Source organism: Methanosarcina sp. 1.H.T.1A.1, from assembly GCF_000979295.1.
GTDB lineage: Archaea > Halobacteriota > Methanosarcinia > Methanosarcinales > Methanosarcinaceae > Methanosarcina.
The window spans coordinates 16,996-43,356 of the sequence record NZ_JJQY01000055.1 but is presented as its reverse complement, the minus strand read 5'-3'; the positions used below and the strand labels follow the sequence as shown (position 1 = coordinate 43,356).

23 protein-coding genes and 1 tRNA gene are annotated in these 26,361 nt (G+C 42.2%); 13 read left to right on the top strand and 11 right to left on the bottom strand.

The window, feature by feature from the left end:
* Nucleotides 1-246 precede the first annotated feature (246 nt).
* Nucleotides 247-702 (top strand): hypothetical protein, encoded by a 456-nt coding sequence (locus EO95_RS06000; protein ID WP_048133162.1) that lies wholly within the window; start codon nt 247-249, stop codon nt 700-702.
* On the opposite strand, the gene EO95_RS18440 is transcribed toward EO95_RS06000, so the two are convergent.
* Nucleotides 699-830, bottom strand: a complete 132-nt coding sequence (locus EO95_RS18440) for a hypothetical protein (protein ID WP_268767890.1) — start codon at nt 828-830, stop codon at nt 699-701. The genes EO95_RS06000 and EO95_RS18440 overlap by 4 nt on opposite strands.
* A gap of 199 nt (nt 831-1,029) precedes the next feature.
* Here EO95_RS18440 and EO95_RS17490 point away from each other — a divergent pair, with 199 nt between their 5' ends.
* Complete coding sequence (locus EO95_RS17490; protein ID WP_156163989.1) at nt 1,030-1,281, top strand: hypothetical protein; 252 nt, start codon at nt 1,030-1,032, stop codon at nt 1,279-1,281.
* A gap of 336 nt (nt 1,282-1,617) precedes the next feature.
* Here EO95_RS17490 and EO95_RS05995 read toward each other — a convergent pair whose 3' ends face one another.
* The 7 genes from EO95_RS05995 to EO95_RS05960 all read right to left on the bottom strand — a co-directional run bounded on the left by EO95_RS05995 (nt 1,618) and on the right by EO95_RS05960 (nt 9,238).
* Nucleotides 1,618-2,895, bottom strand: coding sequence for a PGF-CTERM sorting domain-containing protein (locus EO95_RS05995; RefSeq protein ID WP_235282884.1), 1,278 nt, complete (start codon nt 2,893-2,895; stop codon nt 1,618-1,620).
* Nucleotides 2,896-3,810: 915 nt separating this feature from the next.
* The gene (gene porB, locus EO95_RS05985) at nt 3,811-4,701 is read right to left on the bottom strand and encodes a pyruvate synthase subunit PorB (RefSeq protein ID WP_048133159.1); all 891 of its coding nucleotides are present in this window, start codon (nt 4,699-4,701) and stop codon (nt 3,811-3,813) included.
* Complete coding sequence (gene porA / locus EO95_RS05980; protein WP_048133156.1) at nt 4,698-5,909, bottom strand: pyruvate synthase subunit PorA; 1,212 nt, start codon at nt 5,907-5,909, stop codon at nt 4,698-4,700. The genes porB and porA overlap by 4 nt, the downstream gene beginning before the upstream one ends.
* Nucleotides 5,909-6,169, bottom strand: coding sequence for a pyruvate synthase subunit PorD (porD, locus tag EO95_RS05975; RefSeq protein ID WP_048133149.1), 261 nt, complete (start codon nt 6,167-6,169; stop codon nt 5,909-5,911). The genes porA and porD overlap by 1 nt, the downstream gene beginning before the upstream one ends.
* Entirely contained in the window at nt 6,166-6,714 is a 549-nt protein-coding gene (locus EO95_RS05970) for a pyruvate ferredoxin oxidoreductase subunit gamma (protein ID WP_048133147.1), read from the bottom strand. The genes porD and EO95_RS05970 overlap by 4 nt, the downstream gene beginning before the upstream one ends.
* 548 nt (nt 6,715-7,262) lie before the next feature.
* Nucleotides 7,263-8,234: a tRNA dihydrouridine synthase DusB gene (gene dusB, locus EO95_RS05965; RefSeq protein ID WP_048133144.1), complete on the bottom strand. Its 972-nt coding sequence runs from the start codon at nt 8,232-8,234 to the stop codon at nt 7,263-7,265.
* 446 nt (nt 8,235-8,680) lie between these two features.
* Entirely contained in the window at nt 8,681-9,238 is a 558-nt protein-coding gene (locus EO95_RS05960; protein WP_048133143.1) for a S26 family signal peptidase, read from the bottom strand.
* Nucleotides 9,239-10,115: 877 nt separating this feature from the next.
* On the opposite strand from EO95_RS05960, the gene EO95_RS05955 reads away from it, so the two are divergent.
* The 5 genes from EO95_RS05955 (at nt 10,116) to EO95_RS05935 (ending at nt 18,115) form a co-directional block, all read left to right on the top strand.
* On the top strand, nt 10,116-12,155 hold the full coding sequence (locus EO95_RS05955; RefSeq protein ID WP_048133142.1) for a DNA-directed DNA polymerase II small subunit: 2,040 nt from the start codon (nt 10,116-10,118) through the stop codon (nt 12,153-12,155).
* Nucleotides 12,156-12,360: 205 nt separating this feature from the next.
* The gene (gene twy1 / locus EO95_RS05950) at nt 12,361-13,398 is read left to right on the top strand and encodes a 4-demethylwyosine synthase TYW1 (RefSeq protein WP_048133141.1); all 1,038 of its coding nucleotides are present in this window, start codon (nt 12,361-12,363) and stop codon (nt 13,396-13,398) included.
* Nucleotides 13,399-14,132: 734 nt separating this feature from the next.
* On the top strand, nt 14,133-15,380 hold the full coding sequence (gene prf1 / locus EO95_RS05945; RefSeq protein ID WP_048133140.1) for a peptide chain release factor aRF-1: 1,248 nt from the start codon (nt 14,133-14,135) through the stop codon (nt 15,378-15,380).
* A gap of 237 nt (nt 15,381-15,617) precedes the next feature.
* Nucleotides 15,618-17,327, top strand: a complete 1,710-nt coding sequence (gene argS, locus EO95_RS05940; RefSeq protein ID WP_048133139.1) for an arginine--tRNA ligase — start codon at nt 15,618-15,620, stop codon at nt 17,325-17,327.
* A 377-nt stretch (nt 17,328-17,704) separates the two neighbouring features.
* The gene (locus EO95_RS05935; protein ID WP_048133138.1) at nt 17,705-18,115 is read left to right on the top strand and encodes a hypothetical protein; all 411 of its coding nucleotides are present in this window, start codon (nt 17,705-17,707) and stop codon (nt 18,113-18,115) included.
* 616 nt (nt 18,116-18,731) lie between these two features.
* On the opposite strand, the gene EO95_RS05920 is transcribed toward EO95_RS05935, so the two are convergent.
* Nucleotides 18,732-20,504: an asparagine synthetase B gene (locus EO95_RS05920; protein ID WP_048133135.1), complete on the bottom strand. Its 1,773-nt coding sequence runs from the start codon at nt 20,502-20,504 to the stop codon at nt 18,732-18,734.
* A gap of 1,055 nt (nt 20,505-21,559) precedes the next feature.
* On the opposite strand from EO95_RS05920, the gene EO95_RS05910 reads away from it, so the two are divergent.
* Both EO95_RS05910 and EO95_RS05905 read left to right on the top strand, forming a co-directional pair.
* Nucleotides 21,560-22,603 carry a methionine synthase gene (locus EO95_RS05910; protein ID WP_048133133.1) on the top strand — a complete coding sequence of 348 codons (1,044 nt, stop codon included), beginning with the start codon at nt 21,560-21,562 and terminating at the stop codon, nt 22,601-22,603.
* A gap of 136 nt (nt 22,604-22,739) precedes the next feature.
* Nucleotides 22,740-23,774 (top strand): methionine synthase, encoded by a 1,035-nt coding sequence (locus EO95_RS05905; protein WP_048133131.1) that lies wholly within the window; start codon nt 22,740-22,742, stop codon nt 23,772-23,774.
* A 301-nt stretch (nt 23,775-24,075) separates the two neighbouring features.
* On the opposite strand, the gene EO95_RS05895 is transcribed toward EO95_RS05905, so the two are convergent.
* Both EO95_RS05895 and EO95_RS05890 read right to left on the bottom strand, forming a co-directional pair.
* Nucleotides 24,076-24,246: a CopG family transcriptional regulator gene (locus EO95_RS05895; RefSeq protein ID WP_048128601.1), complete on the bottom strand. Its 171-nt coding sequence runs from the start codon at nt 24,244-24,246 to the stop codon at nt 24,076-24,078.
* 388 nt (nt 24,247-24,634) lie between these two features.
* Nucleotides 24,635-24,708: transfer RNA gene (locus EO95_RS05890), tRNA-Lys, on the bottom strand.
* Between the two features lie 549 nt (nt 24,709-25,257).
* Here EO95_RS05890 and EO95_RS05885 point away from each other — a divergent pair.
* The 4 genes from EO95_RS05885 (at nt 25,258) to EO95_RS05870 (ending at nt 26,279) form a co-directional block, all read left to right on the top strand.
* On the top strand, nt 25,258-25,464 hold the full coding sequence (locus tag EO95_RS05885) for a TRAM domain-containing protein (RefSeq protein ID WP_048130083.1): 207 nt from the start codon (nt 25,258-25,260) through the stop codon (nt 25,462-25,464).
* Nucleotides 25,465-25,532: 68 nt separating this feature from the next.
* The gene (locus EO95_RS05880; RefSeq protein WP_048133129.1) at nt 25,533-25,739 is read left to right on the top strand and encodes a TRAM domain-containing protein; all 207 of its coding nucleotides are present in this window, start codon (nt 25,533-25,535) and stop codon (nt 25,737-25,739) included.
* Between the two features lie 66 nt (nt 25,740-25,805).
* Nucleotides 25,806-26,012 (top strand): TRAM domain-containing protein, encoded by a 207-nt coding sequence (locus EO95_RS05875; RefSeq protein WP_048133127.1) that lies wholly within the window; start codon nt 25,806-25,808, stop codon nt 26,010-26,012.
* Nucleotides 26,013-26,072: 60 nt separating this feature from the next.
* Nucleotides 26,073-26,279 (top strand): TRAM domain-containing protein, encoded by a 207-nt coding sequence (locus EO95_RS05870; RefSeq protein WP_048133125.1) that lies wholly within the window; start codon nt 26,073-26,075, stop codon nt 26,277-26,279.
* The last annotated feature ends 82 nt before the right edge of the window (nt 26,280-26,361 follow it).

Below are 26,361 nucleotides of genomic sequence, written 5' to 3'. Positions count from 1 at the left end.
ATTCGTCGGCAGCGTCAGATGTGTATAAGAGACAGAGCCTGCACAGGGCATATAGTACTTGGATGCACTTCAACTGATAAACTTATGCCACCTCCATAACAAGCCAGTAGGTGTATCCGAAAGCCACCTCTAAAAGGTAAAAGACTGGTTCCGTTGCTATAAAGCGGAAACAGCCAGATCCACCTATTAAAATATAAACCCTTAAATATAATCATTTAAATATAAACGTCATACCAGGGTGATAAAATGGACCGTGAAACAACCCGGGATCAAAATATTGAAGAAAACGAAACATTTGATGGCGAAAACCTCAATCTTCCGGATATCCTCCTTCCGGAAACCGATAATGTGCTATATTCAATCCTAAACTCCTTAAATCAGAACATCGCAGACTTTTATACGTTTGTGAAATTCAACAGCTACCTCTCTGAGGGTCACCTCAACGTTGAGCTGCTTAAAAGAAGCATGGGTATCCACAGGGACTTTACAGCTCTTTTCCTGCACACCAAAGAAGAACTGTTATTTACCTATCCGGAATTCATAGAAAAGACAGAAAAGCTGTTGTTTAAAGGTGAAGTTGGTACCGACTGCATAAAATATACACACAGGGTATGCAGAGCAATAAGTGATTATAAGATTGCCCTTCACAGAGAAGGTTATTTGCCAGACCTTAGAAGGCAGCTGCCCTTAGTTGACATTTAATCCTCAGGCAGCTTACTTTTTTCTATTCTTTTTTTCTTGTATTTCATTTCTACAACCCCTCTCTTTTTGCCTACGTCTAAAATTTTATCAAATCTAAGTTTTACAAACCTGAGCTTTGTAAAATCCATGCTTTGTAAATTTAAAATTGATCTAAATCTAAAGCTTTTTAAGGAGCTGAAACCCACTTAAAAATTTCTAAAAATACACAAAAGCTCTTCTGTTTTTGATTTTAACCTCATACTTTAGGATTAATTTACAGTACCTCTGGAGACTTATATTCAATTTTCAGTACATCCGTAGTCTTATATTTAGGAAAAGATATTTGGCGTGCAAGGCATCTGTGAAAAAACGGTACATAAAAAACGGTGTCTTGAAAAACGATATCCTAAAAAACGATATCCTGAAAAACGATATCTTGAAAAACGATATCCTGAAAAACGATATCTTGAAAAACGATATCTTGAAAAACGATATCCTAAAAAACGATATCCCTTAAAAACGGCACAAAACGGAATCTTTGAAAAATGGTGCTTAAAAAACGGCATTACAAAACAGATGCCTACACCATTCGATGTATAAATCTTTTTTAGGTTTAGTTAGTTTCGAACGTAGTTATATTTCTTTGTTTTTTAACGGTTTAACGCCTCTAACGCCTCTAACAATCCCTCGTTTTTCCTGGTTTGCTGCTCTTTGAAATGGACCAAAACAGACAGCACATTTCTTGCACATCTTTTCTTGAGCCGAGAATAAAAATGTACAAACATTTCTTCTTTGGATGAGAATAAAAATGTACAAACATTTCTTCTTTGGGTGAAAATAAAAATGTACAATTAGATGAAGGCTTAATTCCCTCATCTAATTTTTTTCTAAGCCTTGTTCTCTTTTAATGCTTTTTTTATCTGATTCGCTTTGTTTTTACTTCCTTCTATACAGGAATATTGCAGCAAGCAGTCCGACTGCACCATAAACGATTTCAAACCCAGGTATACCTGCGCTTTCCTGCTCTGGTTCCTTTTCAACATCTGCTTCGGCACTTTCAGTGTTTTGTTCAAAGTTTTTAATATCAGGTCCAAGCTGCGTTTCAGTGTCAGTTTCTTTCCATGTAGTTTCGTTCACTTCAACGTTTGTGGTAGGTTTAGAGATGATACGGGCGTGACCAGTGCCACCATTACTGTGGTGGGCGCTACGAGCATCACCACTGCTATCAATATCGGCTGAGCTAAGGACGATCAGTTGTTGTACACTGCTGCTTTCATCAGGAATTTCGTTGCAACTTACTATTGCCGTATTTTCGATAAATCCGTCCCCACCACCGTTACTGTTAATATCGTCCTGGGTTAACGTATAGTTTCCGAAGAATTTCCATGTCTCTCCCGGATTCAACACTCCTGAGTCAACATCATCTCCAGTCGGCCCTGTCAATGTAATCATCGGGTCACTTACTGAAACTCCTGTTAAGTTCGCGCTGCCTTCATTCTTCACCATTATCTGATATTCTATTATGTCTCCAGCTTTGTTGACTATACTATCTCCGGCTTCATCAGCTCCGATTATTGATTTGTATATAATATAATCCGGGTTCCCTTCTGTTGAATCATCTCCAGTCGAATCATCTCCTGTTGAATCATCTCCTGTTGAATCATCTCCTGTTGAATCATCTCCTGTTGAATCATCTCCAGTCGAATCATCTCCTGTTGAATCATCTCCTGTTGAATCATCTCCTGTGGATGCTTCTTCTATCAGTACCCTGGCACTGTCACATTTTGGCTCCAGCTGATCACAGTCTACCATTGCGACGTTATCGATGTATCCATCACATCCCCCGTTGGTGTCTATGTCTTCCTGCGTTACCGTGTAGCTGCCGGTATATGTCCATATCTCTCCTGCATCCAGAACTCCATCGGCATCCTTTGATTTTGTTGGCCCTGTTAGAGTTTCAATTAACTTGTCTGTGACAGTTACATTTGTCAGGTCGACATCTCCGGTGTTAGTCACTGTTATCCGGTAGGTTATGATATCTCCTGCCTTTTTTACACTGGCTTTCGATCCACCGCAATTTACGTCTGTAATGCACTTTTCTATTCTATATGCTGGACCGGGTTCGCAAGCCGAAGTTACTTTTATAGGTGCTGTTTCACTGTCAGATTCGGTTTCCAGTTGGTCGGAGGATGCGGTTGCCGATGCGACTTGCACAAATGGTGCCGCATTAGACATGATCAGCATCACTGAAAACATCAGCGCAAATAGCGCATATAGCCTGTTTTTTCTCATCCAATGGTTGATGGATAGCATGGTCATCCCCACAAAGCTTGTAATATTCTTTCTCATTTATTCACTTCCAGATTTTCTTCTCAAAATTTGAATCTATATTTAGAATTAATCTCAAAAAAATCAACATTTGTCGAAAAGATAATCTAAGCTGGACAAACACCAGTTTTTAATTCCTCACTCCTTATTGAATAAATTTTGGAAATAATGTTGAGACTAAATAAGTTTAGAAAATCATTTTTTTGAACAGTAAAACCAAAGTTAAACAAATTCTAATTTTTTATTCTTTTTTCCCTTCCCATTGAATCTTTAATCGTCAGACTTATTGTATTTTATAGTACAATACTACTAACAATATTAATTATAAGATACCTTGTAATATATAATTTTAGATCTAAAATATTTGATATAATTTAGTCTGTTTTTTAGGATTTTAAAGCTTTATTTTTGCTTTTTAAGAGTTTTTAAATGTTTTTTCCATTATATTTTTTTCGAATGTTTCTTTTTTTCTATCTGAAAAACTCTTTATTTAATCTTTATTTAATTCATATTGTCATAGAGGAAAAAATCAATTTTTTTTCAAATGATATTTAATATTTCAGCTTTTAAAATTTTTACACAGATCTATACTATCTCTCCCCTTCTAAGACAAAATCTCCGAAAATAAGATTAACTTTCCATTTTAAATAATCGTTCTTGACTAAAATTAGGGGGATTAAAGGGGATCGAATCAAAAAAGTAACATCCAGAAATCATACCCTGATGATCTAAAAAATCAAAAATATTAAAAAAACTCACTAAAAAAAATAAAAGAATTATAAAAAAGTAGAACTTCAGTTTTCACTGAAGTCCGTAGTGTTTAATGTTCCAGTCTGCAGCGGCCTGGATCTTTGCGATTTCCTTGTCTCCGCCTTCCATGGTGAAGAGGTGTTTGAACCGCTTCTGGGCTCTGAGGTATTCCTCGACGGGCCTTGGGTCCTTGACTTTTCTTACCTGGGTGATCTCGCCGTTTTCCATTTCGTACATCGGCCAGAGGCAGGTTTCGACTGCGAGTTTTGCAAGTTCGATGGTCTTGGAGCCGTCAAAACCCCAGCCGGTTGGGCAGGGAGCGTGGGCGTGGATGTAGGTCGGGCCCACAGTTTCGGTGGCTTTCTTGACTTTCCTGATCATGTCCCTTGGGAAGCCGATTGAGGTTGTGGCCACATACGGAGAGCCGTGGGCTACCATGATAGCGGGCATGTCCTTCTTCGGGCGCTGGTTTCCAAAGGAGACTTTGCCTGCGGGGCTTGTTGTTGTGGAAGCATCGAAGGGGGTTCCGGAGCTTCTCTGGATCCCGGTGTTCATGTAGGCTTCGTTGTCTACACAGACGTAGGTGAGGTCGTGGCCCCGCTCAAAAGCGCCTGAGAGGGACCGAATCCCTATGTCCATTGTCGAGCCGTCGCCGCCTACTCCGATGACCCTGGTGTTTCCTTTCCTGCCGAGGGCCTTAAGAGCTGCCTCGACACCTGATGCCACTGCGCCTCCGTTTTCGAAGAGGGAGTGTATCCACGGGACCTGCCAGGCAGATTCCGGGAAGGGTGTAGTCATAACTTCCAGGCAGCCTGTTGGGTTAATGATGATGCAGTCCGAGCCTGCGCCCATAAGCATGAACTTTGCGGCAAGGGCGTCACAGCAGCCTGCACAGCCCCTGTGTCCCGGAGCAAGGTAGGTTTTTGGTGCGGGTTTACTCATAGCAACTCCTCCTTGACGTCAGCAAACTGGCTTTCAACCGTAATACCGGATTTTGCGACCTTTTTGGTCTCTTCGATTATCTTCCTGACAAGCTCCACTTGAACATCACGGCCACCGTGGTTTAAGGTGTAGCCAATAATCGGAATATCGCACCTGCTGTTGTACATGCAGGACTTGGTCTCGGTAAAGAGGGCACCTTCGTTGGTTCCGAGGGAGATGTTCTTGTCGAGCACGACCACAGCATTGGCTTTTGCCAGGGCCTTTCTTATCTGCATCTTCGGGAAGGGCCTGAAGGACCTGACTTTCAGGATACCGATCTTCTCGCCCTTTGCCCTGTACTCGTCAACTACATCCTTGAGGGTGCCCACAAGGGAGCCCATGGCCATGATTACAACTTCAGCATCTTCAAGCTGGTAACCGTCGATAAGGCCTCCGTGGTCTCTGCCAAAGATCTCTGCGAATTCCTTGGAAACAGCCTCGATCTTCGGAAGGGCTGCCTGCATTGCCTTTTCCTGCAGGTATCTGAATTCGGTGTAAGTCGAGGGGTCTGCAAAGGCTCCGAAGGTCATCGGGTTTTTGGGGTCAAGCACATATTCCGGCTCATATTTGGGCAGGAACTCGTCGGTAAGGTCCTGCTCAAGCAGCACCACGGGTTCGTAGACGTGGGAGAGGATAAACCCGTCCATACAGGCCATGCCCGGCAGGAGCACATCTTTGTCCTCTGCGATCTTGAAGATCTGGGGGACCATGTCTGCTGCTTCCTGGACATCCTCGGCATAGAGCTGGAGCCAGCCTGTGTCCCTCTGGGAAATTGCATCCTGGTGATCGTTCCAGATATTGATCGGGGCGCTGACTGCTCTGTTTGCCACGGTCATGATGATGGGCATCCTCATTCCTGCGGCGTTGAAGAGTACCTCGTGCATGAGCAAAAGCCCCTGGGAGGTGGTTGCGGAATATGTTCTTGCTCCGACAGCTGCGGCTCCCACAAGGGCAGAAATTGCCGAGAATTCGGATTCCACGTTGATGTATTCACAATTCGGGATTTCCCCGTCTGCTATAAACTGAGATAAGTCCTCAACGATATGGGTCTGAGGGGTGATAGGATAAGCGGAAATCACATTTGGACGGGAGACCTTTGCTGCATGGGCAACTGCGTAGGAGCCTTCCACGACGACCATTTTGGCCTTGTCAGCTGAATTGAGCGGCATTATTTCTCCTCCAGAATCATTTCAATTGCATCTGCAGGGCATTCATTTGCGCAGATGCCGCATCCCTTGCAGTAGTCGTAGTTGTATTCGAAAAAGCCGTCTTCTTTGAGATGGATTGACATGTCAGGGCACACAATCTCGCAGATTCCGCATTTGGTACATTTTTCGTAAATATATACGGGACGGAAGTTTCTCCAGCCTCCGGTTTTGTTTACCAGGGTCGAACCCGGTTCACAAACTCCTCCGATTGGGATCTTCATGCTTCTCTCCTCCTGATAAGCTCATAGGCTTTCTGGATAGCCTGTGCGTTCTTTTCGGCTACTTTGCCGGAAAAGCGGTCCCTTACGGCTTTCTTAATGGATTCCACATTGATCTCTCCGGTCGCGCCTGCAAAAGCTCCCAGGAGGACAGTGTTCACAATAGGGAGGCCTATGATGTCCATTGCCACCTTTGTGGCGTCCACGGTCATAACCCTGGCTTTTGTGTCAAGTTTCAGGCTCTCCGGCTTTTCGGTGGTGTTTACTATGATGACTCCATCGTCTTTTATCCCGCTTGCAACATCAACGGTTTCAAGCAGAGTGGCATCCTGGACAATAACGTAATCCGGGGCGTAGATCTGGCTTCGGAGCCTGATAGGACTATCACTGATTCTGGTGAATGCCTGCACCGGGGCACCTCTGCGCTCTACCCCAAAAGCGGGGAAGGCCTGGCTGAATTTTCCGTCTTCAAAAGCTGCAATGGAGATCATTTCAGCCGCAGTAACAGAACCCTGGCCTCCTCGACCGTGTATTCTGATTTCCTTCATCTGGATTCTCCTTCTAAACGCGGTTTTAATTTAATGTTTTTCTAATATTTTTCGCTGTTTTCGGCAGTCTGTATGGCACCTTATAATTTAGTTGTCGGCACACTGCTGTTAATCGAGTTAACCTGATGTTAATCTCTATTAATTCTTGTCAGATTAGGAACTCCGTACCTACCCTTGTACGGGTCCGTATCTGGTTTTTTTCTTCAGGCACCACTGCAATATGCAAAAGCAGATTTGCAGTAATTCGAAACTTTGGACGGCAAATTGTTAACCTGAAAGTATTCATAATTAATGGATCATAGGTATCTCGAGTGTAATATATTTTCAATTATATGTTTACGCCGTTTTGTGCCTGATAGTTCATGGATAATTGTGTAGATTATTATTAGTTTTTCGGTGAAAGTCGAAAAATTGTTTATATATACTTCTAGTTCCTAATTATTTTTTAGATGTTTTATTATTCTTTTTCACCGGTTAACCTGTCTCTTAACCATGTTTTTTACTAATACTGTTGTAAACAATGTTCATTTCTAAAAAGATAAGATCTTTTAATATTTTTTCTGGCAGGAACTTCTCATCAGTTCAGTTATGGCCTTTCCATCCGTCAAACCATTCATTTTTTCCCTGACCTGCCGCGAGCCGGGCAGTCCTTTGGTAAACCAGTGTGCGTGCGTCCTGAGGTTTATGGATGAGAGCAGGTTGTGTTCTTCAAGGAGGGCAATATATTTTTCAAAATCCTCCAGTTGCCGGGACTGCTCATTCGCTTCAAGTTTTTCACCGGTTTCCAGGTAGTGCCTGATCCTTCTGAAAATAAAAGGGTTTCCCATTGCTGCGCGCCCTATCATAAGCCCGTCACAGCCTGTCAGTTCCAGAGTTCTTTCTGCCGACTCCTCATCCCTTATGTCCCCGTTTGCAATAACGGGAATCGAAAGCTCATTTTTGACGGCCTTTATTTCTATAAGGTTCGAGCTGCCTGAGTACATCTGTGTTGCTGTTCTGCCGTGCACGGTCAGGGCCGAAGCCCCTGCTTTTTCTATCAGGCGGGCAATTTCAAGAGTTTTTTCCTCTCTCCCAAGGAGGCGGATCTTTGCGCTGACAGGTGTCTTCAGGGCATCTGTAAGCTCTGAGATTATTGCATAGATAAGTTCCGGAGAATTGAGGAGAGCTGAGCCGCAGCCAGCTCCTGTGATGCATCTTGCGGGGCAGCCCATGTTAATGTCTATAACTTCAGGACTGTATGCCTCTTCAACAATAAGTGCAGCTTCCCTCAGTTTCTCAGGGCAGCCTCCCACAAGCTGAACCCCGAAGGGCCTGTCTTCAGGAGAACTCAGCCCTCTAATAAAAGATTTCCTGCTTTCATTGAGCAGGGCATTTACATTGATCATCTCTGTGTACGTCAGGTCAGCTCCGTACTGCCTGCAAAGCAGTCTGAAAGCCAGATTTGTTACATCTGCCATAGGTGCAAGGAGAAGGTTTCCGGGAAGCTCTGTCCTGCCAATTTTCAGTTTTTTAAGTTTCATGTTTCTTATGATTTCAGCTGTTTTTTATTCCTTATCTTCTGCTTTATCCATTTTTTATTTCTAATCTCTTACCTGCTACTTCATTTTAAATTACTTCTATTTTTTAGGCTTATTTTCAGTTTAGATTCACTTATAGTTACGGTCTACTCTGATTTGTTAAAGCTCAAAAAGATTTCGCAAAAAAGTACGGAAAAGGTTTGAACAACTGCCGAAGGTGAAAGTTTGAGGGACTATTCTAAAGTGAAACTATTTGAAAGTGAAAAGAATAGAGAAATAAGTTCAGATTAAGGAATAAATAGAAACAAATAGAAACTATCTGAAGGAAAATAAGTTAAAAACAAGATGCTTGAACCAGATATTAAAAATCTGGTTCAGGATCTTTATGAAGAGTACGGAAGTTGATTGAAGTTAAATGTACAGCTGAGAGATTATACAACTCAAGAGGTTCATGAAAAGAAAAGCCTGATATGTCCAAGATAGGGAATCCTGTATCTTGCAACCCCTATTACCCATTCATCCTTCACAGGCACATAGTAACTTATCTGTCCTTCCTGATCAAAGTGCTTGTTGGTCATAGGGTTATCTCCTTTGGTAATGTATCCTGAGTAAGGGGCAGCAGGACCGTTTTTCCACATAGGTTCTCCGGCTTCAACCCTGTACATAGCTCTATGTATTATAGGAGTTGTACTTTCCTGCCCATAGGGTCGATAGAGGATCACGTCTCCGTAGTCACCAAAGGTCATATAGCCTGAATCTTTCCCATCCTCATTGGTAACAAGAGCAACTCGATCGATGTTTTTGATGAAGATAATATCTCCTACCTGCATATGCGGCTCCATACTTCCGGACTCCACTGCGACCATGGGTGTCCAGAGCCCGAATGCCAGTTTGGAAAGAATCATAAAGGCTATCAGGACAGCCGCAACTGACAGCAAATCCTTTCCAAGGGAAACCAGGAAGCTTTCTTCCTCCCGGGTACTGTTTTGTGTATTAGTTTTGCTCATAGTAAGCCTTTATTCCCTTTATCTTATTCTTCTGGTACCGTATTAAATTTCATAAACCCTCAGCAGGAAACCTGTTAAATCTTTAGATTTAGCGGGTAGTTGACTTGATATGTATTGCCTGTGCCAGCATTTCATCAGCTATGTAATTTATATTTTTGTATGAATTTCACTCTCACGCTTTTAACTGTACATGACTTTTTTGTTTTATTATACGACTCTTTTCAGTATATTCGCCTATACAATTTGTTTTTATCCTATATTTAACTTACAATTTATCATCAGGTTATGATATTTTTATATGCAACTCCTGAAAAAATAGACTGAAATTCCATGGAATCCGAATAAGTTGTTTAGATATCTAAGTTGTTTATAGATCTAAGTTGTTTAGAAATCTGAGGTTTATAGATCTGAGTTGTTTATAGATCTAAGTTGTTTAGATATCTGAGTTGTTTAAAAATCTGATTATGCCGATACCTGGGAAAAATTATGATGTTCAGGAAATTGAGTTTCTGGAATGCTTGCATGTTCCTGGCAGTCTCCGGTGGTCTTAATATTTTTTCAACGCTTTCGAAGTGGTCTGGATAACAACAAACATTGGCTCTAAGGCTGACAACGAAGATAAACATCCAATCAGAATCTAAAATATAATTCTGTTGATAGGTTATTCTCACGAGAATAAAAACTGATAATACTTTTTAAAAATATATAAATGTTATTTTGCTGGCATCGAAGCAATTTTGTATGTGTTTAGTTTTTATATTTTAAGTGGGTCTTTGCCTTAAATCTTTTTGACCTCAGGTTGATTGATCTTAGGTTAAATTAGGTTCAACAGACGCTGGTATCCATAAGGCCAGGTCGAGAAAGTCAGGTAGGAATTATGAATGAGATCGATATTGTACGGGCAGTTATAGAGGAAGGGTACCAGATAAGCCCGCAAGCCGTAGAACTAATCAAATTAAGTAATTCCCCTGAAAACCTTCTGAAATATATCCTTTCAACTATTGATGACTGTGTTTTCGTTATTGAGCCTGAACATGTCGACCTGAAGGGCTTTGAAACTTCTAAAACGGTTTCCGGGCCTATCTCTGGAACATCTCCCGGGACAGTTTCCCAAATAGCTCCAGATAAAATTTCCTCTCCTGCCTTAGAACCTGCAGACTCTCACATTGTAAAAGCGTTTGACTCTGCTTTGGATGCCCTTAAGGAACCAGAATCTTTCTCAAGTGTTGAACCGGATATGGTTTCATCGGCTGACGTCTCGGACTCCAACCCGGAGACTAAACCTTACATTCTTTCTTCTCAGGGTTCTGATTCTATTTCTGATTCTATTTCTGATTCTATTTCTGATTCTGTTTCTGATTCTGTCTCTGATTCTGTCTCTGATTCTGTCTCTGATTCTGTTTCTGATTCTGTTTCTGATTCTGTTTCTGATTCTGTTTCTGATTCTGTTTCTGTTTCTGATTCTGTTTCTGAATCTATTCCTGGATCTCTTTCCAATCCCTTTTATCCTTCTGCTTCTTCAAGAAGTGTAGATAAACCAGCTTCCTCTTTTTTCGGGCATGCAGTTTCTCCTTCGACCTCTAACCGTGCTTCCAGGGAAGATTCTCTTTTTTCAAATCATGGAAATTCTTTTCCTTCGAGTTCCAGGAACGAGGAAGTCAGGTATCTTCCAGGCCGCAACCCTGTTACCGTGCTTTCCGACATCACCGGGCATTCTACCTGTGTTGGGGAGTATATGCAGTTTGTGCAATATTTCAAGGACAGGTACAGCCGGCTCTCTGAGATCATCCGGGGCAGGATGAATGCACGCCCTATAGAGAGTTTGAAAAGGAGGAGTTTTCGCCGCGGATCAGACGGAAACACTGAAGAGATATCCATTATAGGGATGGTTTCTGATATCAGCACCACCACCAACGGACACAAAATCTTTTCTATTGAAGACCCTACAGGTTCTTTTTCAGTTCTTATCCGAAATAGCGACAAGGAACTCTTTGAGCTTGCTTCGCGGCTTCTTCTGGACGAGGTCATAGGGGTAACAGGCTCGGTTACTAATGACGGAAAGCTTATGCTTGCCACAAAGCTCCTCCAGCCTGATGTTCCGAACAGTGTTCAGCGCAGGACAGGAAGCCACGGAAAAGCTGTCCTTATCTCGGATGTGCATGTGGGCAGTTCTCAGTTCCTGGAAGATTCCTGGCTGGATTTTCTGGACTTTTTGAAAGGAGAATCTGACTCAGAAGACATGCGGGAGATTGCAGCTCAGGTCCGTTATCTCGTTGTTGCAGGAGACCTCGTGGACGGTATCGGGATTTATCCTGACCAGGAAATGGAACTGGATATTCTGGATGTCTATGAACAGTACAGGAAAGCAGCAGAGTACTTCAGAGAAGTTCCTGAACACATCCACGTGATCATAAGCCCTGGAAACCACGACGCTGTACGTCAGGCAGAACCACAGCCTGCCCTGCCTGAGAGGATCTGCGCGGATTTTCCGTCGAATGTCACCTTCGTAGGCAACCCTGCTCTTGTGGACCTTGACGGCGTCCGAATCCTTATCTACCACGGCAGGTCTATTGACGATCTGGTGGCAAGCGTTCCTGGCGTCTCGTATCAGGAGCCTGCGGGTGCAGTCCTTGAGATGCTTAAGCGCAGGCACCTGGCTCCAACGTACGGGAGCAGGGTTTCCATATCTCCGGAGAAAAAAGACTACTTTATAATTGACCCTGTTCCTGATATTATTCATACAGGTCACGTCCATACCCTTGGAGTCCAGCGATACAAAAATGTCCTACTGGTCAATTCCGGGACCTGGCAGGCGCAGACTGAGTTCCAGAAGCGTGTAAACCTGATGCCTGTGCCAGCCAGAGTTCCGGTTGTGGATCTTGCGGATTTTGACGTGAAAATCCTGGCATTTGATTAAGTCCATGTCCGAAAACTCAGATCCGGTTAATTCGGTAGACTGTAAGGGCAGATAACCTCTTCTCGAAAACTTTCGATCAGCCCTATTCCCCATAAAATTCTCCATTTCTCTAAATCTCCATTTCTCTAAATTCTCTGGCCCTATGAAGTTCTCTAAAATTATTTTCCGATCCTTATATATACCACAAAGATTTAATATTCGGAAAATGCCTCTTGAAGAAAAAAAGGAAGAAAAGGAAGACTCTGGGGAAAAGTTTCCGGAAGTCCAGGGAGAAAACCGGGATGAAGAGCAGACCTCTCTCCCCTTTGATATCCCTGATTTTGCAACTCTCCTGAAGAAACAGGGTTATGCCCTTGCAGGCCGCCATTCAGCAGTAAAGACCTGCCTCTGGCTCAGGCATGCAATGAATGACCAGGGTTTCTGCTATAAGTCCAGGTTTTATGGAGTTCAGTCCCACCGCTGCCTCCAGATGACCCCTACTCTCATTTGCAACCAGCGCTGCCTTTTCTGCTGGCGTCCGACTGAGGTCCCGGTCCCTGCGCCCGGGGAGTGGGATTCTCCTGAAAAAATAGTTGAGGAAAGCATCGCCTGCCAGCGCAAATTGATCACAGGTTTCGGTGGTTCTCCAAATGCACTCAGGGAACGCTGGCTTGAAGGCAATGAACCGAATAACGTTGCAATCTCCCTGTCCGGAGAGCCGACCTTTTACCCTTACCTTCCTGAACTTATCGAAGAATATAAAAAGAGAGGTTTCACTACCTTTCTGGTTACAAACGGAACTGTCCCTTCAATGCTTGCAAAGATCAACCCTTCCCAGTTATACATGAGTCTTGATGCTCCGGATCTCGAGACCTACCTCAGAGTCTGCCAGCCAAAATCTCCTGCACTCTGGGACAGGATCAACGAGTCTCTGGACTTTATGAAGGAGAAAAGCTCAAGAACAGTCATCCGGACCACACTGGTCAAGGGGGAAAATATGTTCAATCCGGAGGGTTATGCCAGACTAATTAAAAAGGCCTCACCGGATTTTGTGGAAATAAAGGCTTACATGCACCTTGGATTTTCACGCCTCCGTCTTGACCGCTCTGCCATGCCAACCCATGCAGAGGTGCTGGAGTTTTCAAAAGAGCTTGCAAAGCATCTGGGGTACGAGATCACAGATGAATCAGATATCAGCCGGGTTGTCCTGCTTTCAAAGGACGGAAAAAAGTCTCCTGTGAAAAATATTTCCTGCCTGGATTAAACCCTGATTTGCGAATCTTTTTTTACCTAACCTTTTTTCTGTTTTTCTCTATTTCTCCTTTGTCCGGAAGCGAATTCTAAAGTAGAGGTCAACGTACAGGAAATCTTTTATAGTTGTGTGAATATATAAAACAAGTCGGGGATAGAAACAAATATAAACCTAAGTTTCAATTAGGATATCGTCCCGGCAGGGGTTAATCCAATATTAATTTAAATCAAGGCGTTAATTCTTATATACAGTTTGAGTAAGATTATGTCTCATATTATGTCTCATATCTAGTGCGATCAAAAGAATGCGAAACCTGGCAGGTTTATGCAGCATAAATACAAGCTTTAGCGACTTGCTGAGATACCGGTTTCTAAAGGGTGTATTTCTCACTCTAAGGTTCTTCGTGTTCCAGGCGGTTTTTATACCCGGATTTCGGGTGAGACAGGAACTCACTGTGTGATTATCTTCATCAAATCCTCCGGTTATCCGTTGTATGCCAACCGACATGCTAAACAAATATCATACTGAATACCTAAATTTGCTATGATGCCGGATTTGATAATTTTTTATCGAAAATCTGCACTGGATCCAGGAATCTCAAACTAAGTTAAACAGACCTAACCCGTTCACCTTAAGTTTGCCAGTTTGAAGATTAGCTTAAAAAGCTCAAATCTCAAATCTCAATTTACTACCAGACTCACGATAATAACGAATCTTACTGCCTTATTCATCGGGGAATTCTTAAAATGACTGAACAATCCGCACACGACAAGTACGAATTTAAAAAGAAGCTTGAAGGCCTCAGGGATAAGAGAGGAAGGAGCACGGAGCTTATTTCCCTTTATATTCCTGCTGACAAGCAGATTTTCGATGTTACAAACCAATTAAAAGACGAGCACGGACAGGCTGCAAATATAAAGTCCAAGCTTACGAAGACGAATGTGCAGGGAGCAATTGAGTCTCTGCTCTCAAGGCTCAGATACCTGGACAAAGTGCCTGAGAATGGGATAGTGTACTTTACAGGAGCTGTGGATATCGGAGCCAACAAGACAAGTATGGAAAGCGAGGTAATTGTCCCTCCTGACCCCATCACTGTCTACAAGTACCACTGTGACTCATCTTTCTATCTTGAGCCTCTTGAGGATATGCTTAAGGATAAGAACACCTTCGGGCTTCTGGTTCTTGACCGCAGGGAAGCAACCGTAGGGCTTCTAGTCGGAAAACGAATCCAGGCTTTCCGCAACCTTACCTCAACGGTCCCTGGAAAGCAGAGAAAAGGTGGTCAGAGTGCCCATCGTTTCCAGCAGCTCAGGCTCATTGCAATTCATGAGTTCTACAAGAGGATAGGAGATGCTGCAAGTGAGATTTTCATGGCTGTAGACCACAAGGATCTCAAAGGCGTCCTGATAGGAGGCCCCTCTCCGACAAAGGAAGAGTTCTATGCGGGTGAGTTCCTGCACCACGAGCTCCTTAAGAAAATCCTTGGGCTCTTTGATACGGCATATACCGATGAATCAGGGCTTTCCGAGCTTGTTAACGCCGCAGAGGATAAACTCAAGGACCTTGAGCTTATGGGAGAGAAGAATGCCGTCAGAGACTTTTTCAAGGAACTGATTGCCGATTCGGGTAAGGTAGCTTACGGGGAAGCCCAGGTCAGGGCAAATCTCGAGATCAATTCAGTGGACGTGCTCCTGCTCTCCGAAGACCTGCGTGCAGAAAGGGTAACTACGAAATGCAGTGTCTGCGGATATGAAAATAAGTGGACACGGCGCTGGAAACCGGGAGAACCTGCTCCCACAGCCGGGAACTGTCCCAAATGCGGCTCGTCCCTTGAGGTTACGGATGTTACGGACATTGTGGACGAATTCTCAGAGCTTGCCGACAAGAGTAATTCAAAGTTAATCTTCGTATCCACTGACTTTGATGAAGGTTCCCAGCTCATGAACGCCTTTGGAGGCATAGCTGCAATTTTGAGGTACAGTACTGGAATCTGAGCTCACTTAGGGGCAAGGTCCCCTATCCAGTAATTTTACCCAATACTTTTTTTAATTAAATTGTCCTTAGATCAGTGGATCAGAAGTTGGTAAATTAAAGTATGTCTTAAAGGCTATCACATTAATCAGATCAGTAGATCAGATCAGTAGATCAGAATTTGACAGATTAAATCTATCACAGAAGAATTTCATTAAAGACTTTTAGTTTTTTACGGTAATTTATACAGGTGATTTATCTTGTTCCTGGAACTCAAAGATCAGGCTACATTAATCTTAAAAGAAGCTATCCGAAAGGCCGGGTTTGAGGTTGAGGATTCCGAACTTCAATTCGAAACCTCTTCCCATGCTGACCTTGCGAGCAGAGTCGCCTTCAAGCTTGCAGGCAGGCACAAGCAAAACCCAAAAGAGCTTGCATCCCGTATAGTTTCTGCAATTGAAATTCCTGAAGGCTCATATATAGGAGAAGTGAGTGCCGCAGGTCCTTACATTAACTTCCTTGCGGGCAGGCACTACCTGGACAGAACTGTAACTGCTGTCCGGGTAGAAAAAGAAAAATTCGGTTGTGGGGCTCCAAAGGACAGAATACTCCTTGAGCATACCTCGGCAAACCCGAACGGCCCCCTTCATGTAGGACATATCCGCAACTCGATTATAGGAGATACTCTTGCCCGCATCCTCAGGCGCGCAGGGTACGATGTGGAAGTCCAGTATTATGTTAACGACATGGGGCGTCAGATTGCGGTAGTTTCCTGGGCATGCGAACGCTTTGAGCTTGACCTTTCCAGAAAGTCTGACTCCGCAATTGCTGACGTATATATCAAAGCCAATGCCGAGCTGGAAAAAACTCCTGAATATGTAAAGGAAATCGATGCCCTTATGGAAAAGGTTGAAGCCGGGGATGTCAGGACCATTGAACGTTTTGAGAAGGCAGTTTCCCTGGCTGTTTCCGGGATCAAAGAAACCCTCCTCCGCTTAAATGTCGTTCATGATAAATTCGTAAGCGAATCCAGTTTCCTCAAATCCGGGGCAGTGCACGATATTGTCGAGCGCATCAAGGCCACCGGTAGGACAAAGACGGACAAAGGAGCCCTTGTAGTTGACCTTTCGGATTACGGGTTTGAAAAGACCCTTGTTATCCAGCGCTCGAACGGCACTTCCCTTTACACAACCCGCGACCTTGCCTATCACGAATGGAAAGCCGAGCAGACAGACCGTATAATTGATATCTTCGGAGCAGACCACAAGCTTATTTCCGGCCAGCTCAGGGCGACGCTGAACTCAATTGGAATCAAGGAGCCTGAGGTCGTAATTTTTGAGTTCGTCTCTCTCCCTGAAGGCTCAATGAGTACCCGCCGCGGACAGTTCATAAGTGCAGATGACCTCTTTGACAGGGTCACTGAAGCTGCATTCGAGCAGGTAGAAACCCGCCGCCCCGAAGCCTCAGCTGAGTTTAAAAAACAGGTTGCAGAAATGGTCGGAATAGGAGCAGTGAGATATGATATAGTCAGGGTTTCCCCCGAAAAATCCACAGTTTTCAACTGGAAAGAAGCCCTGGATTTTGAGAAGCAGGGCGCTCCCTACATCCAGTACTCCCATGCCCGCGCCTGCAGTATCCTTGAGAAAGCAAAAGAGGAAGCAGCCTGGGACCCTGCGGAAGAGATTAATCCCTCTCTCCTTGTCGAGGACAGCGAAATCGATCTCATCAAGAAAATGGCAATGTTTGACAGCATAATCGACCATGGAGCCCGTGAACTCAAGCCTCACGTCCTTGCTATCTATGCCCGTGAACTTGCCGATGCATTCAACCAGTTCTACCGCTTTGTCCCGGTTATTGCAGCCGAGGATGAGAAGGTCAGGGCTGCAAGGCTTGCACTTGTGGATTGTGCAAGGATTGTCCTTGCAAACTCTCTTGATACCCTGGGAATAGGTGCTCCGGAATCAATGTGAAAAAGAATGGGGAAAACGGAAGTGATTAATAGAAAATGAGAAAAAAGGAAGGGAACATAAAATATTCTTTTTCCCTTTGATTTTTCTCTTTATCCTCTCTATTTTTTCTTTTTGATTCCCCTTTTTTATTTCTCGTTTTTTCTTTTTCTTTTTGATTCTCCGTTTTTTATTTCTCGTTTTTTCTTTTTCTTTTTTATTCCCCGTTTTTTATTTCCCGTTTTTTATTTTTCGTTTTGATTTGCTTTTTTGGTTTGCCATTTGAAACACTATTAAATAGAAACAGTAACAGTAGTTTTGTACTCAACCTCTCTAGAAAAATATAAGATCTTTTATAGCAAACTGATAGTACTCTACAAAGTACCGTTGCAGAGATAAGTATGATCACAATAAATGAAACTTTTCGGACATTCTTGAGTGAACAGGAAGCTTGTTTAAAGCCTGATGCCTTCATGGACTGTGAAGATGTGATTCTTCTTTACGAGGAATTCCTTGAACTCAGTGCTGAAGATTATCTGTCAGAAGAAGACATGGCTCTTTGTGCCGCCCGACCTGAACGCGAAAACAAAAATTACTTTGATGTTTTTGGCCCTGAGCATCTCAGCCCCGCCGGAATTAAGGATTTCCTTGATGACTACGTGGTTGAAGTAGGAGGAGGTAAAAAATTTATCGGAACAGCTGCAAAGGTTCTCCAGAGCTTTTTTGAATGGGCCCGGGAAAAGGGTTACATTGAAGAGAAAGCTTTTGAGGCAAATAGAGAAGTCCTTGCAAAGTACAAGAAAAGGTATTGAATATCTGAAAAATGGGGAGATTTTTGTTTTCGGAGGATTCTTTTTTCCCTTTTCTGTTTTTCTTTTTATAGGAGTTTTAGTCTTAATTGTTATCGTAACTTTGCCTTATAAGATCTTCTGTTTTTTTCAAATCTTCATCGGATCGTATGGTTATCTCCAAATCACCTGTTCCAAAATGCCCGATGTTTCTCACGTTTCTTGTAAATAACGGTCCTGAACTTCGGTGTCTGATTGTTCGATATATTCAATTACAGTTTTACCGGACCATTTTTTTGAATTGGTTGGCTTTTCTTCAATCTCTTTATTTTTTGTATTTTTCAGAGGACATCTTCGGAAAGTCAGTTTAATCGAAAACACATTAAATAAATCCAATTACTTAATCTTCTGTTATCAGAGAAATAAGCAAATTAAATCTTTCATTTATCCTATTTTTGTCAATGTTCTCGATAATCTTCAGTTTTGCAGTTTCTTCAAGTAAATTGCCAGCCGAATTCTGCTTGTATATGGCAGAACGTTGGGATAAGAAGAGGGAGAAAAGAATAACTGCAAAGTTCAGAAATTTTCTACCTGCCCTTTTCCCCAAATCTTATCGTGAGTTTTGCTCAGCCTCTATTAATTAAAGAGGCCTTTTTTCCGGGGCACCAGCCCGCTTCACAACCTTCTTGCTTCTGGACGAATAAGCTTCTCCCTTGATGCCTGCCAGGTATTCCAGAGCACTTATTCCGTTCACTGATAGAGGGTACTTTTCTTCATTTCTGTATTCCAGAATCGTTTTCAGTAGTGGATATTCTTCAATAGTTTCGTTCTCATATCTGGAAATTTTAATTCGAAGTCTCGAGATAAGAGGGTTTTCAAAGTATCTTCCCCATACCGGGTTATTCACTTTTTCATCATAGTAGCTATGAATGAATGTACTGTAATGAAGGAGTTTTTCATACCTTGAGCGCTTTTCCAGGATCTTGAGGTTCAGTATATCGGTAGTACAATCGATTTTTTTAAGTATCTCCAGATCCCCTGAATACAGACAGTCTCTGGCATATTTCTTGTAGAGGTCCTGGTTTATTCTGTATTTTATCGGAACTTTCAAAAAGAAGTTGATCAATTCTGTGTCCCAGAACGGAATTCTCCACCCAAATCTGAAAAACTCATAGGCCCTGACTGAATTGATAATAAACTTTGCCTGTCTTTCATTAAAATCAAAGTATTCTATTGCGTTTGCAAATGTTTCATTATCTTTGATTTCCAGTCCGGATGTTGATTTGCTTATCCTCTGTTTGAAGATGTTTTCAAGCTCCTGATCATAAGGCCATTTCCAGAGATTATAATGTTTTTTCAAGGAAGCTGCCAGATAGGCTTCCGAATTGAAATCCGCGGAATTGTCGAGGCAATATGGAGGAATATGGCTGCCTGCAAGCATATCTCCACTGTGTCCGGGGACGAATACTGAATTTTCTGGAATCTTTCCCTGGACCTTCAATTCTCTTACTGCCGGAAAGTCCTGCATATGTGGTAGAGATGATAGGTTTCCAGCCCATATCCTGAATAAGTCGGCTTCTTTTGAATTATAGCATTCACGCCATTTTTTCGCTGTGTATTCTACGAAAAGCCACTCATATCCGAGGGCTTCTGCAACTTGTTTGCTTATCTCTGATTCTCGGCTGCCCTTCCTTCCATAACTCATACATATTACATCATTAACTCCAAGCCTTTTCAGCATTGCAACAATGATGCGTGAATCAAGCCCACCGCTTAAAGGTACTACCAGCCGCTTTCCCTGCTTGCTGGTGCTGTCTATAAGCCTTGAGAAGGTATTTACAAGGGTTTGGTCCAGCATCTCAAGCAATTCGGTCTCAGGTAGTTCGTAGTAGTCTCCATGTAAAAATCTGAAGTAACAACAGGATTTCAGACTCTTTTCATTTTTCTGATAATTTAAAAATTCCCCGTTTCTTATCTGCTTTATGTCTTTAAAGAGTGTCTCATTACCTGTTACGTATCCTGCAACCATGAACTCTGCTGCATTTTCCTCATTCAGGTGCTGGTTAATTTTATCTTTTAAATAGTAGGCACTGTCTGATACAATAAAATTGTTTTTTGTTTTTATATAAAACAAAGGAATGCTTCTTGTTTTATCAACAGCGCAAAGTATGGTATTTTTAGTTTCGGCAACAAACGCAAACTCCCCATTTAATTGCTTGAGAAGATCTCTGATTTCTTTTTCCTTGCCCTGCCCCTCTTTACAGATTAAAGGGGATATCAACTCAGCAAGTTTTTCCGGACTCAGGAGGTTATTCTCGAAAAAGACGTTTCCTTTTAGATAACATCTGGCTCCCTTAAATTTTACTTCTTTCCAGGGATAATATTCATTCAGTAACTTTATTTCATTTTTCATCGTTCATACCCCCAAATTGGACATTTTACAGTATGTAATAAAAGTCAAAGCCCTCTGCTGTGTACCTGAAAATAATTTTTTCTTACAGCCATTTCTTAAGGAAACTTTTAAGCTGTATGGAAAAAGGCTACTGTATGAAAAAATGATATTAAGTAACCCTGTCCGTGGCAGCTGATTGGATAAAACAGAAGTTATTTTCTGCATGCTCAAAAGCAGACCAGGTATCGTTAGTGCTCCAGATACTTCAGAGCTACAACTTATTTTAGCTAAATATCTGACAGACACATTCAGAGTCTGTAAGATGGTGTTTACTGATACATATTTTATAGTGTTTCTTATTAATTTGGACATCATGTCTCCAGCTTTAAATTTCGATGGCTCTAAATAAACTATAAAGCCGGGGTTTTGTTGCATCCAGGTATAGTTTGGTGGTTTTCTCGTAGTGTATTTTGGTGGTTTTCTGTACCCGGATATATCTGGTCGAAGACACATTTTTGGTTGAATTCTGAGGATTATTTCAACAATATCAGGAAAGGGCTGAAAGTATGGGATTTTATTCTTGATCTGGCTCTTGATCCAATTCTTGATCCTGTTTCCTGGGTCAGTCTCTGGAAAACTTAATTTCCGAAAAACTCAGTTTCCGGAAGCTCTTCTTTCTGGATCAGTTTCCAGAAATGACCTCAAAGAAGCATATTTATTTTTTCCATAAAGTGATGCGTCTCTTATGGTGTGACAACTAATCTATTTTATTCCAGTTAAGGCCATATCTAGCTATTTTCCCCCAATCAAGCCTTAATTTATTTCCCTTTAATTTCCTTATTTTTCTCACAGGAAACTTTTAAGGGAATTTTTCCCTAAAGACCTCTTTTATTATATAATCTTCAATGCCTTAAATTTCTTTCTATAATCAGTTAATTAAATAATTTATACTTTCTTTTTTTAGAAACCTCAGGGTCCATTCTGTAATTAAAAAAGCTTCAGCATCCATGCTTTTAAATTTATTATCCAGAGTAATTCCAATACTTATAATACCCGATCTGTCTTACATTACGCATATGCAGGACATCACTTTTATAGACGGAGGCAGCCTTCCCACCCCTGAGGGTCTCACGAGGGAATGGGTGAAAGTTGCAGCTGAAAACCGGGACGAGGACGAAAAACTCTTTTCTCTGGTAAGGGAGACTTTCCAGAGAAAAATCGATGTTGGAGTGCACGTTCCTACTTATCCGCAGTTTCGGGATATGATCGGGCAGTTTCTGGACATAATCAAAGATGAAAAGAACTGTTATGAGCCTTATGTGGTAAAAGAGGAGCACGCAAAAATCCTTGAGCTCGAGATAATTGACGAGGTTGCAAAGCAGTACAGGGAAGAGACAGGGGAAACTCTGGGGGTTAGAGTTTGCGTTGCTGGCCCTACGGACCTGTACCTTCAGGCTTTCGGAGCAACTGCTTTTTCAGATGCATATCATATCATGGCTCTGAATATCGAGAATTTCATAAAACAGGCTTTTAAAGCTGCGAAAAATTTCAAAATCAGGGTTATTTCTCTGGACGAACCAAGTCTTGGAATGAACGATAGAATCCAGTTTTCTGACTCTGATATCATCTCTGCCCTTACTCTGGCTTCTACCTACGCGCGAAAACAGGGAGCAGATATGGAGATCCATCTGCACTCTCCATTAAAGTATAAACTTGTTTGCGAGACCCCTATCAATGTTATCGGGTTTGAGTATGCTGCAACTCCCTCTTACATAGATCTCATGGACAAAAAAGTCCTGGAGGATTCGAATACTTACATAAGGCTCGGGGTCTCGAGGACTGATATTTCCAGCCTTATGGGCATGGTTAACGAGACCTATGGAGTCAATGCCTGGAAAGAAAAAGAGTACATGCAAAAGATTGTAACTGACATGGAAACGCCTGAGGTCATTAAAAAGCGGCTTGAGAAAGCCTCTTCTATTCTCGGGGACTGCATAAAATATGCAAGTCCGGACTGTGGGCTGGCATACTGGCCTGACCAGGAACTTGCTTTCAGGCTGCTTGAGAATACCGCAAAAGGCATCAACGCATTTAATGCAGAAAAGAAGCAGCTCCTATAACGATTCTCCCTGGTTAATGAATTTGTTTCACGGGAATTTGCTCTGAGAGGTAAATTCCCCGTTTTTCCCATCTGTCTTTTTATAATTTTACTGTCTTTCCAATAATGCTAAATTCTTAAAGGTATACTAAGAGGGCATGCAAGAAATCATCTTTGACGATATCGGAAGCTATCCCCTCCCTGAAGGAGTCGGCAAGGAATGGGTCCGAAACGCCTTTAAAACAAGAGCAGAAGATGAGAAACTCTTTACTGTAATCAATGATGCCTTTCAGCAGAAAATCGATGCAGGCGTAGAGGTCCCTACTTATCCTCAGTACCAGGATATGAATGAACAGTTTTTGAAGGTTATCCGGGACTCTGATTGTACTGAAAGCCCCTTTGAGGTAAAACTGGAGTGTGCAAGGATCGAAGAGCTTGAGGCTCTGGAAACGGTTGCAAAAGCCTATAAAGAAAAATTCGGGGAAACCTTAAAGGTCCGGATCTGTGTAACCGGCCCAACAGAACTTTACCTTAAGGAATTTGGGGGTACACGGTATACGGACATATATTCTCTTTTTGCAAAAAACGTAAACAAATTCGTCCGGAACTCTATGAAATCTGCAAAACATTTCAAGATCGCAACAGTTTCAATTGATGAGCCAAGCATAGGGCTGAACCCTGAACTTGCCTTTGAGGAGAACGATATAGTCTCTGCCCTTACCGAAGCCTCCAAGGCAGCGAGTAAGAGGGGGGCTGATGTGGAAATCCATCTTCATTCGCCCCTCTACTACAATTTTGCCTGTGAGACTCCTACAATCAATGTGATAGGGGTGGAGTCTGCAGGCACGCCTTCCTATCTGGAGCTTATTGACAAAAAAGTGCTTGAAGACACGGATTCTTTCCTGAGGCTCGGAATCGCAAGAACAGATATCTACTCCCTGGCAGGGGTCCTGAATGAGAAATACTGTACCAACGTCTGGAAGGATCAGCAGTATCTTCCCGAAATTGTTACACAACTGGAAACTCCGGCTGTTATTGCAAAAAGGCTGAAGCTGGCTTATAGGCGGTTTGGCGGCCTGATAAAGTATGTGGGTCCTGACTGCGGTCTGGGCGCCTGGCCCAATCAGAGGATAGCATTTATCCTGCTTTCGAACGTTGCGCAGGGCATCAGGGATTTCAGGGAAAGTTGTTAACCCTGAAACCATTTCTTTTTGATAAGTCAACCAGAAATATTCAGAAAACTCTCTTAACTATATCCAGGTCAGCCCTCATTTTTCTCTCCAGTGGAAACTCTGCTAGACCCTGTAAATCTCATAAAATTAGTCCACTGATGTCAAAACACAGTAGAAATAATGGGGTGTTTTTTCAGGCGTCTCCGATAATTTTCGAAAATTTTCTGGTTCAGATCAGCCTTCTGATTAAGTTTTTGTTTTTTGCTTCCGCATGACTTTTCCTGTCTTCTGGCTTCATGAGCTTCTTTTTTAATTTTATAAGTTACTCATTCAGCCTTCCGCGCCTTCTATCTATGTCGTCCATCATGTCCAGCATTTTACGAATGGAAGTTCGGATAGCATCAGACTGGCTGACGAATTTTTTGTTATCTCCCACATGCCTGTTGAGGTCATCCAGGAGTTCCTGAGGGATTTCAACACTTACTTTTGGCATCAGGGTCGTACTCCAATATTTTTTTTGATTTCGAATTTTGTCTTTCTGGTTGATAACTTCTTCCTTTAACTCTTATTTCTCTCTTCCATACTCGATTGGTTCTGGCTCGATTGGTTCTTTTACTGGAGAGGGTTTCAGAAAGGTCTTTAGAGTTGTTTAGAAAGATATCTGTTAGAGTTGCATAGATCTGAAAGTTGTACAATGCTTAGGAGAACATAGGGCATAAGGTTTCTCATCAGCATACTGCTTAAGACTTCAGAAACACTCTTTAGCCGGGTTATCTGAATCATCTGCGGCTAAGATTTAAGGAGTCGGATAAAGGTTTGAAAAGGATTTCCGAAAACGAATTCTATGAAAGAAAACTATAAAAAGAGATTAGTGAAATTAGCGGGCTCGAAGGGATTTGAACCCCCGGCCTATGGATTAAGAGTCCATCGCTCTGCCTGACTAAGCTACGAGCCCACGCATTGTAGTTCTCATTTTATGAGCGACTCTCACAATGTATTTCAATTATTTATAGGTTGCGCTTAAGGAAGCACTCACTACATTTTTTAGAATATGAACGCAGAGTTTTTTTTCTGCGTTCCCTTAAGATCCGGACGAATCTTTCTTTTATATGAACACGTTGCTTTTTATGGTAAAACTGCCTTTTATTATGGGCAGTTTTATTTTTTATATTAATTATTAATGACTGTCATTACTTATTGTGTTTTTGAAGTAAGAATCCTGAACTCTAGAAATCAATTTTCAGATAATCTCCCAACTTCTTTACTTTTCTTTTTTGAAATGTATTAAAGCAAAATATTATATACAAGCGGATATGAGTATGACCAATTAATTAACTTATCTGAAGCTCTATTGGGGATTAGTTCACCGTAATAGATTAAGTAGAATGCGTACTTCCTAAATTTGGTTTTTCAAGTTTGGCTTGTTAAGTACTGTTTTTACTCTTTTCTGTTCTATCGATGGAGCTTTCATAAGCTGATTAAAAAAGTCAAAGGAATGAATCTAATGTTTAGAGAAGAACGTATTTCTGTGCCCGTTGAAGAGGGCGAAACTTACGACGTAACTATTCAGGATATTGCTCGCCAGGGAGACGGCATCGCCCGTATCGAAGGCTTTGTAGTTTTTGTCCCGAATACAAGTGTTGGCGACGAAGTCCAGATTAAGGTCGAAAGGGTACTTTCGAAATTTGCATTTGCAAGCGTTGTCGAGTAAGTTTGGGTTGAGAAATCAGTTAATTATGTTAAGTTTTAATTAAAGTAATATTAAAGGAATGATTTATAATGTTCAGAGAAGAAAGTCGCTCAGTCCCTGTCGAAGAGGGCGAAGTTTATGATGTTACAATTCAGGATCTCGCTCGCCAGGGAGACGGCATCGCTCGTATTGAGGGTTTTGTAGTCTTTGTTCCTAACACCAGTGTTGGAGACGAAGTCCAGATTAAGGTCGAAAGGGTTCTTCCCAAGTTCGCATTTGCAAGTGTCGTCGAGTAAGTGTGGGTAAAAGAATCAATTTAATTAATGCTAAAAATTAACTCAAATAATTAAGGAATGGTTTTCATGTTCAGAGAAGAAAGTCGCTTAGTCCCTGTAGAAGAGGGCGAAGTTTACGATGTTACAATTCAGGATCTTGCTCGCCAGGGAGACGGCATTGCTCGAATAGAGGGCTTTGTAATCTTTGTCCCAGGCACCAAAGTCGGCGATGAAGTTCGCATTAAGGTCGAAAGGGTACTTCCGAAATTTGCATTTGCAAGCGTTGTCGAGTAAGTGCAACCGGAAAAACGACTCTGTTACGCCAAATATTACTAAATTAAAGGAATGATTTTAATGTTCAGAGAAGAAAGCAGCCCTGTTCCTGTTGAAGAAGGCGAAGTCTACGATGTTACAATCCAGGACCTTGCCCGCCAGGGAGACGGCATTGCCCGCATAGAGGGCTTTGTAGTATTTGTCCCGGGCACCAAGGTCGGCGACGAGGTCAGGATCAAAATCGAAAGGGTACTTCCCAAATACGGTTTTGCCAGCCTCGTTGAGTAAGCAGGACAATTTAATATAAGGACAATAGGACTGAAAAATCATAAATAAAGCATTTTTCAGTCTTTTTGTTGCTAATTTCAGA

Coding starts and splice junctions, on each gene's coding strand:
- dusB (WP_048133144.1), bottom strand. CDS start 8,234: ATGAAACTTAAAAAACTGAAAATTGGCAGGACAGAGCTTCCCGGAAAC.
- twy1 (WP_048133141.1), top strand. CDS start 12,361: ATGCCTCTTGAAGAAAAAAAGGAAGAAAAGGAAGACTCTGGGGAAAAG.
- porD (WP_048133149.1), bottom strand. CDS start 6,169: ATGAAGATCCCAATCGGAGGAGTTTGTGAACCGGGTTCGACCCTGGTA.
- EO95_RS18440 (WP_268767890.1), bottom strand. CDS start 830: ATGGATTTTACAAAGCTCAGGTTTGTAAAACTTAGATTTGATAAAATT.
- EO95_RS05935 (WP_048133138.1), top strand. CDS start 17,705: ATGATCACAATAAATGAAACTTTTCGGACATTCTTGAGTGAACAGGAA.
- EO95_RS05880 (WP_048133129.1), top strand. CDS start 25,533: ATGTTCAGAGAAGAAAGTCGCTCAGTCCCTGTCGAAGAGGGCGAAGTT.
- EO95_RS05955 (WP_048133142.1), top strand. CDS start 10,116: ATGAATGAGATCGATATTGTACGGGCAGTTATAGAGGAAGGGTACCAG.
- EO95_RS05885 (WP_048130083.1), top strand. CDS start 25,258: ATGTTTAGAGAAGAACGTATTTCTGTGCCCGTTGAAGAGGGCGAAACT.
- EO95_RS05905 (WP_048133131.1), top strand. CDS start 22,740: ATGCAAGAAATCATCTTTGACGATATCGGAAGCTATCCCCTCCCTGAA.
- prf1 (WP_048133140.1), top strand. CDS start 14,133: ATGACTGAACAATCCGCACACGACAAGTACGAATTTAAAAAGAAGCTT.
- EO95_RS05870 (WP_048133125.1), top strand. CDS start 26,073: ATGTTCAGAGAAGAAAGCAGCCCTGTTCCTGTTGAAGAAGGCGAAGTC.
- porB (WP_048133159.1), bottom strand. CDS start 4,701: ATGAGTAAACCCGCACCAAAAACCTACCTTGCTCCGGGACACAGGGGC.
- porA (WP_048133156.1), bottom strand. CDS start 5,909: ATGCCGCTCAATTCAGCTGACAAGGCCAAAATGGTCGTCGTGGAAGGC.
- EO95_RS05895 (WP_048128601.1), bottom strand. CDS start 24,246: ATGCCAAAAGTAAGTGTTGAAATCCCTCAGGAACTCCTGGATGACCTC.
- EO95_RS05970 (WP_048133147.1), bottom strand. CDS start 6,714: ATGAAGGAAATCAGAATACACGGTCGAGGAGGCCAGGGTTCTGTTACT.
- EO95_RS06000 (WP_048133162.1), top strand. CDS start 247: ATGGACCGTGAAACAACCCGGGATCAAAATATTGAAGAAAACGAAACA.
- EO95_RS05910 (WP_048133133.1), top strand. CDS start 21,560: ATGCAGGACATCACTTTTATAGACGGAGGCAGCCTTCCCACCCCTGAG.
- EO95_RS05875 (WP_048133127.1), top strand. CDS start 25,806: ATGTTCAGAGAAGAAAGTCGCTTAGTCCCTGTAGAAGAGGGCGAAGTT.
- EO95_RS05960 (WP_048133143.1), bottom strand. CDS start 9,238: ATGAGCAAAACTAATACACAAAACAGTACCCGGGAGGAAGAAAGCTTC.
- EO95_RS05920 (WP_048133135.1), bottom strand. CDS start 20,504: ATGAAAAATGAAATAAAGTTACTGAATGAATATTATCCCTGGAAAGAA.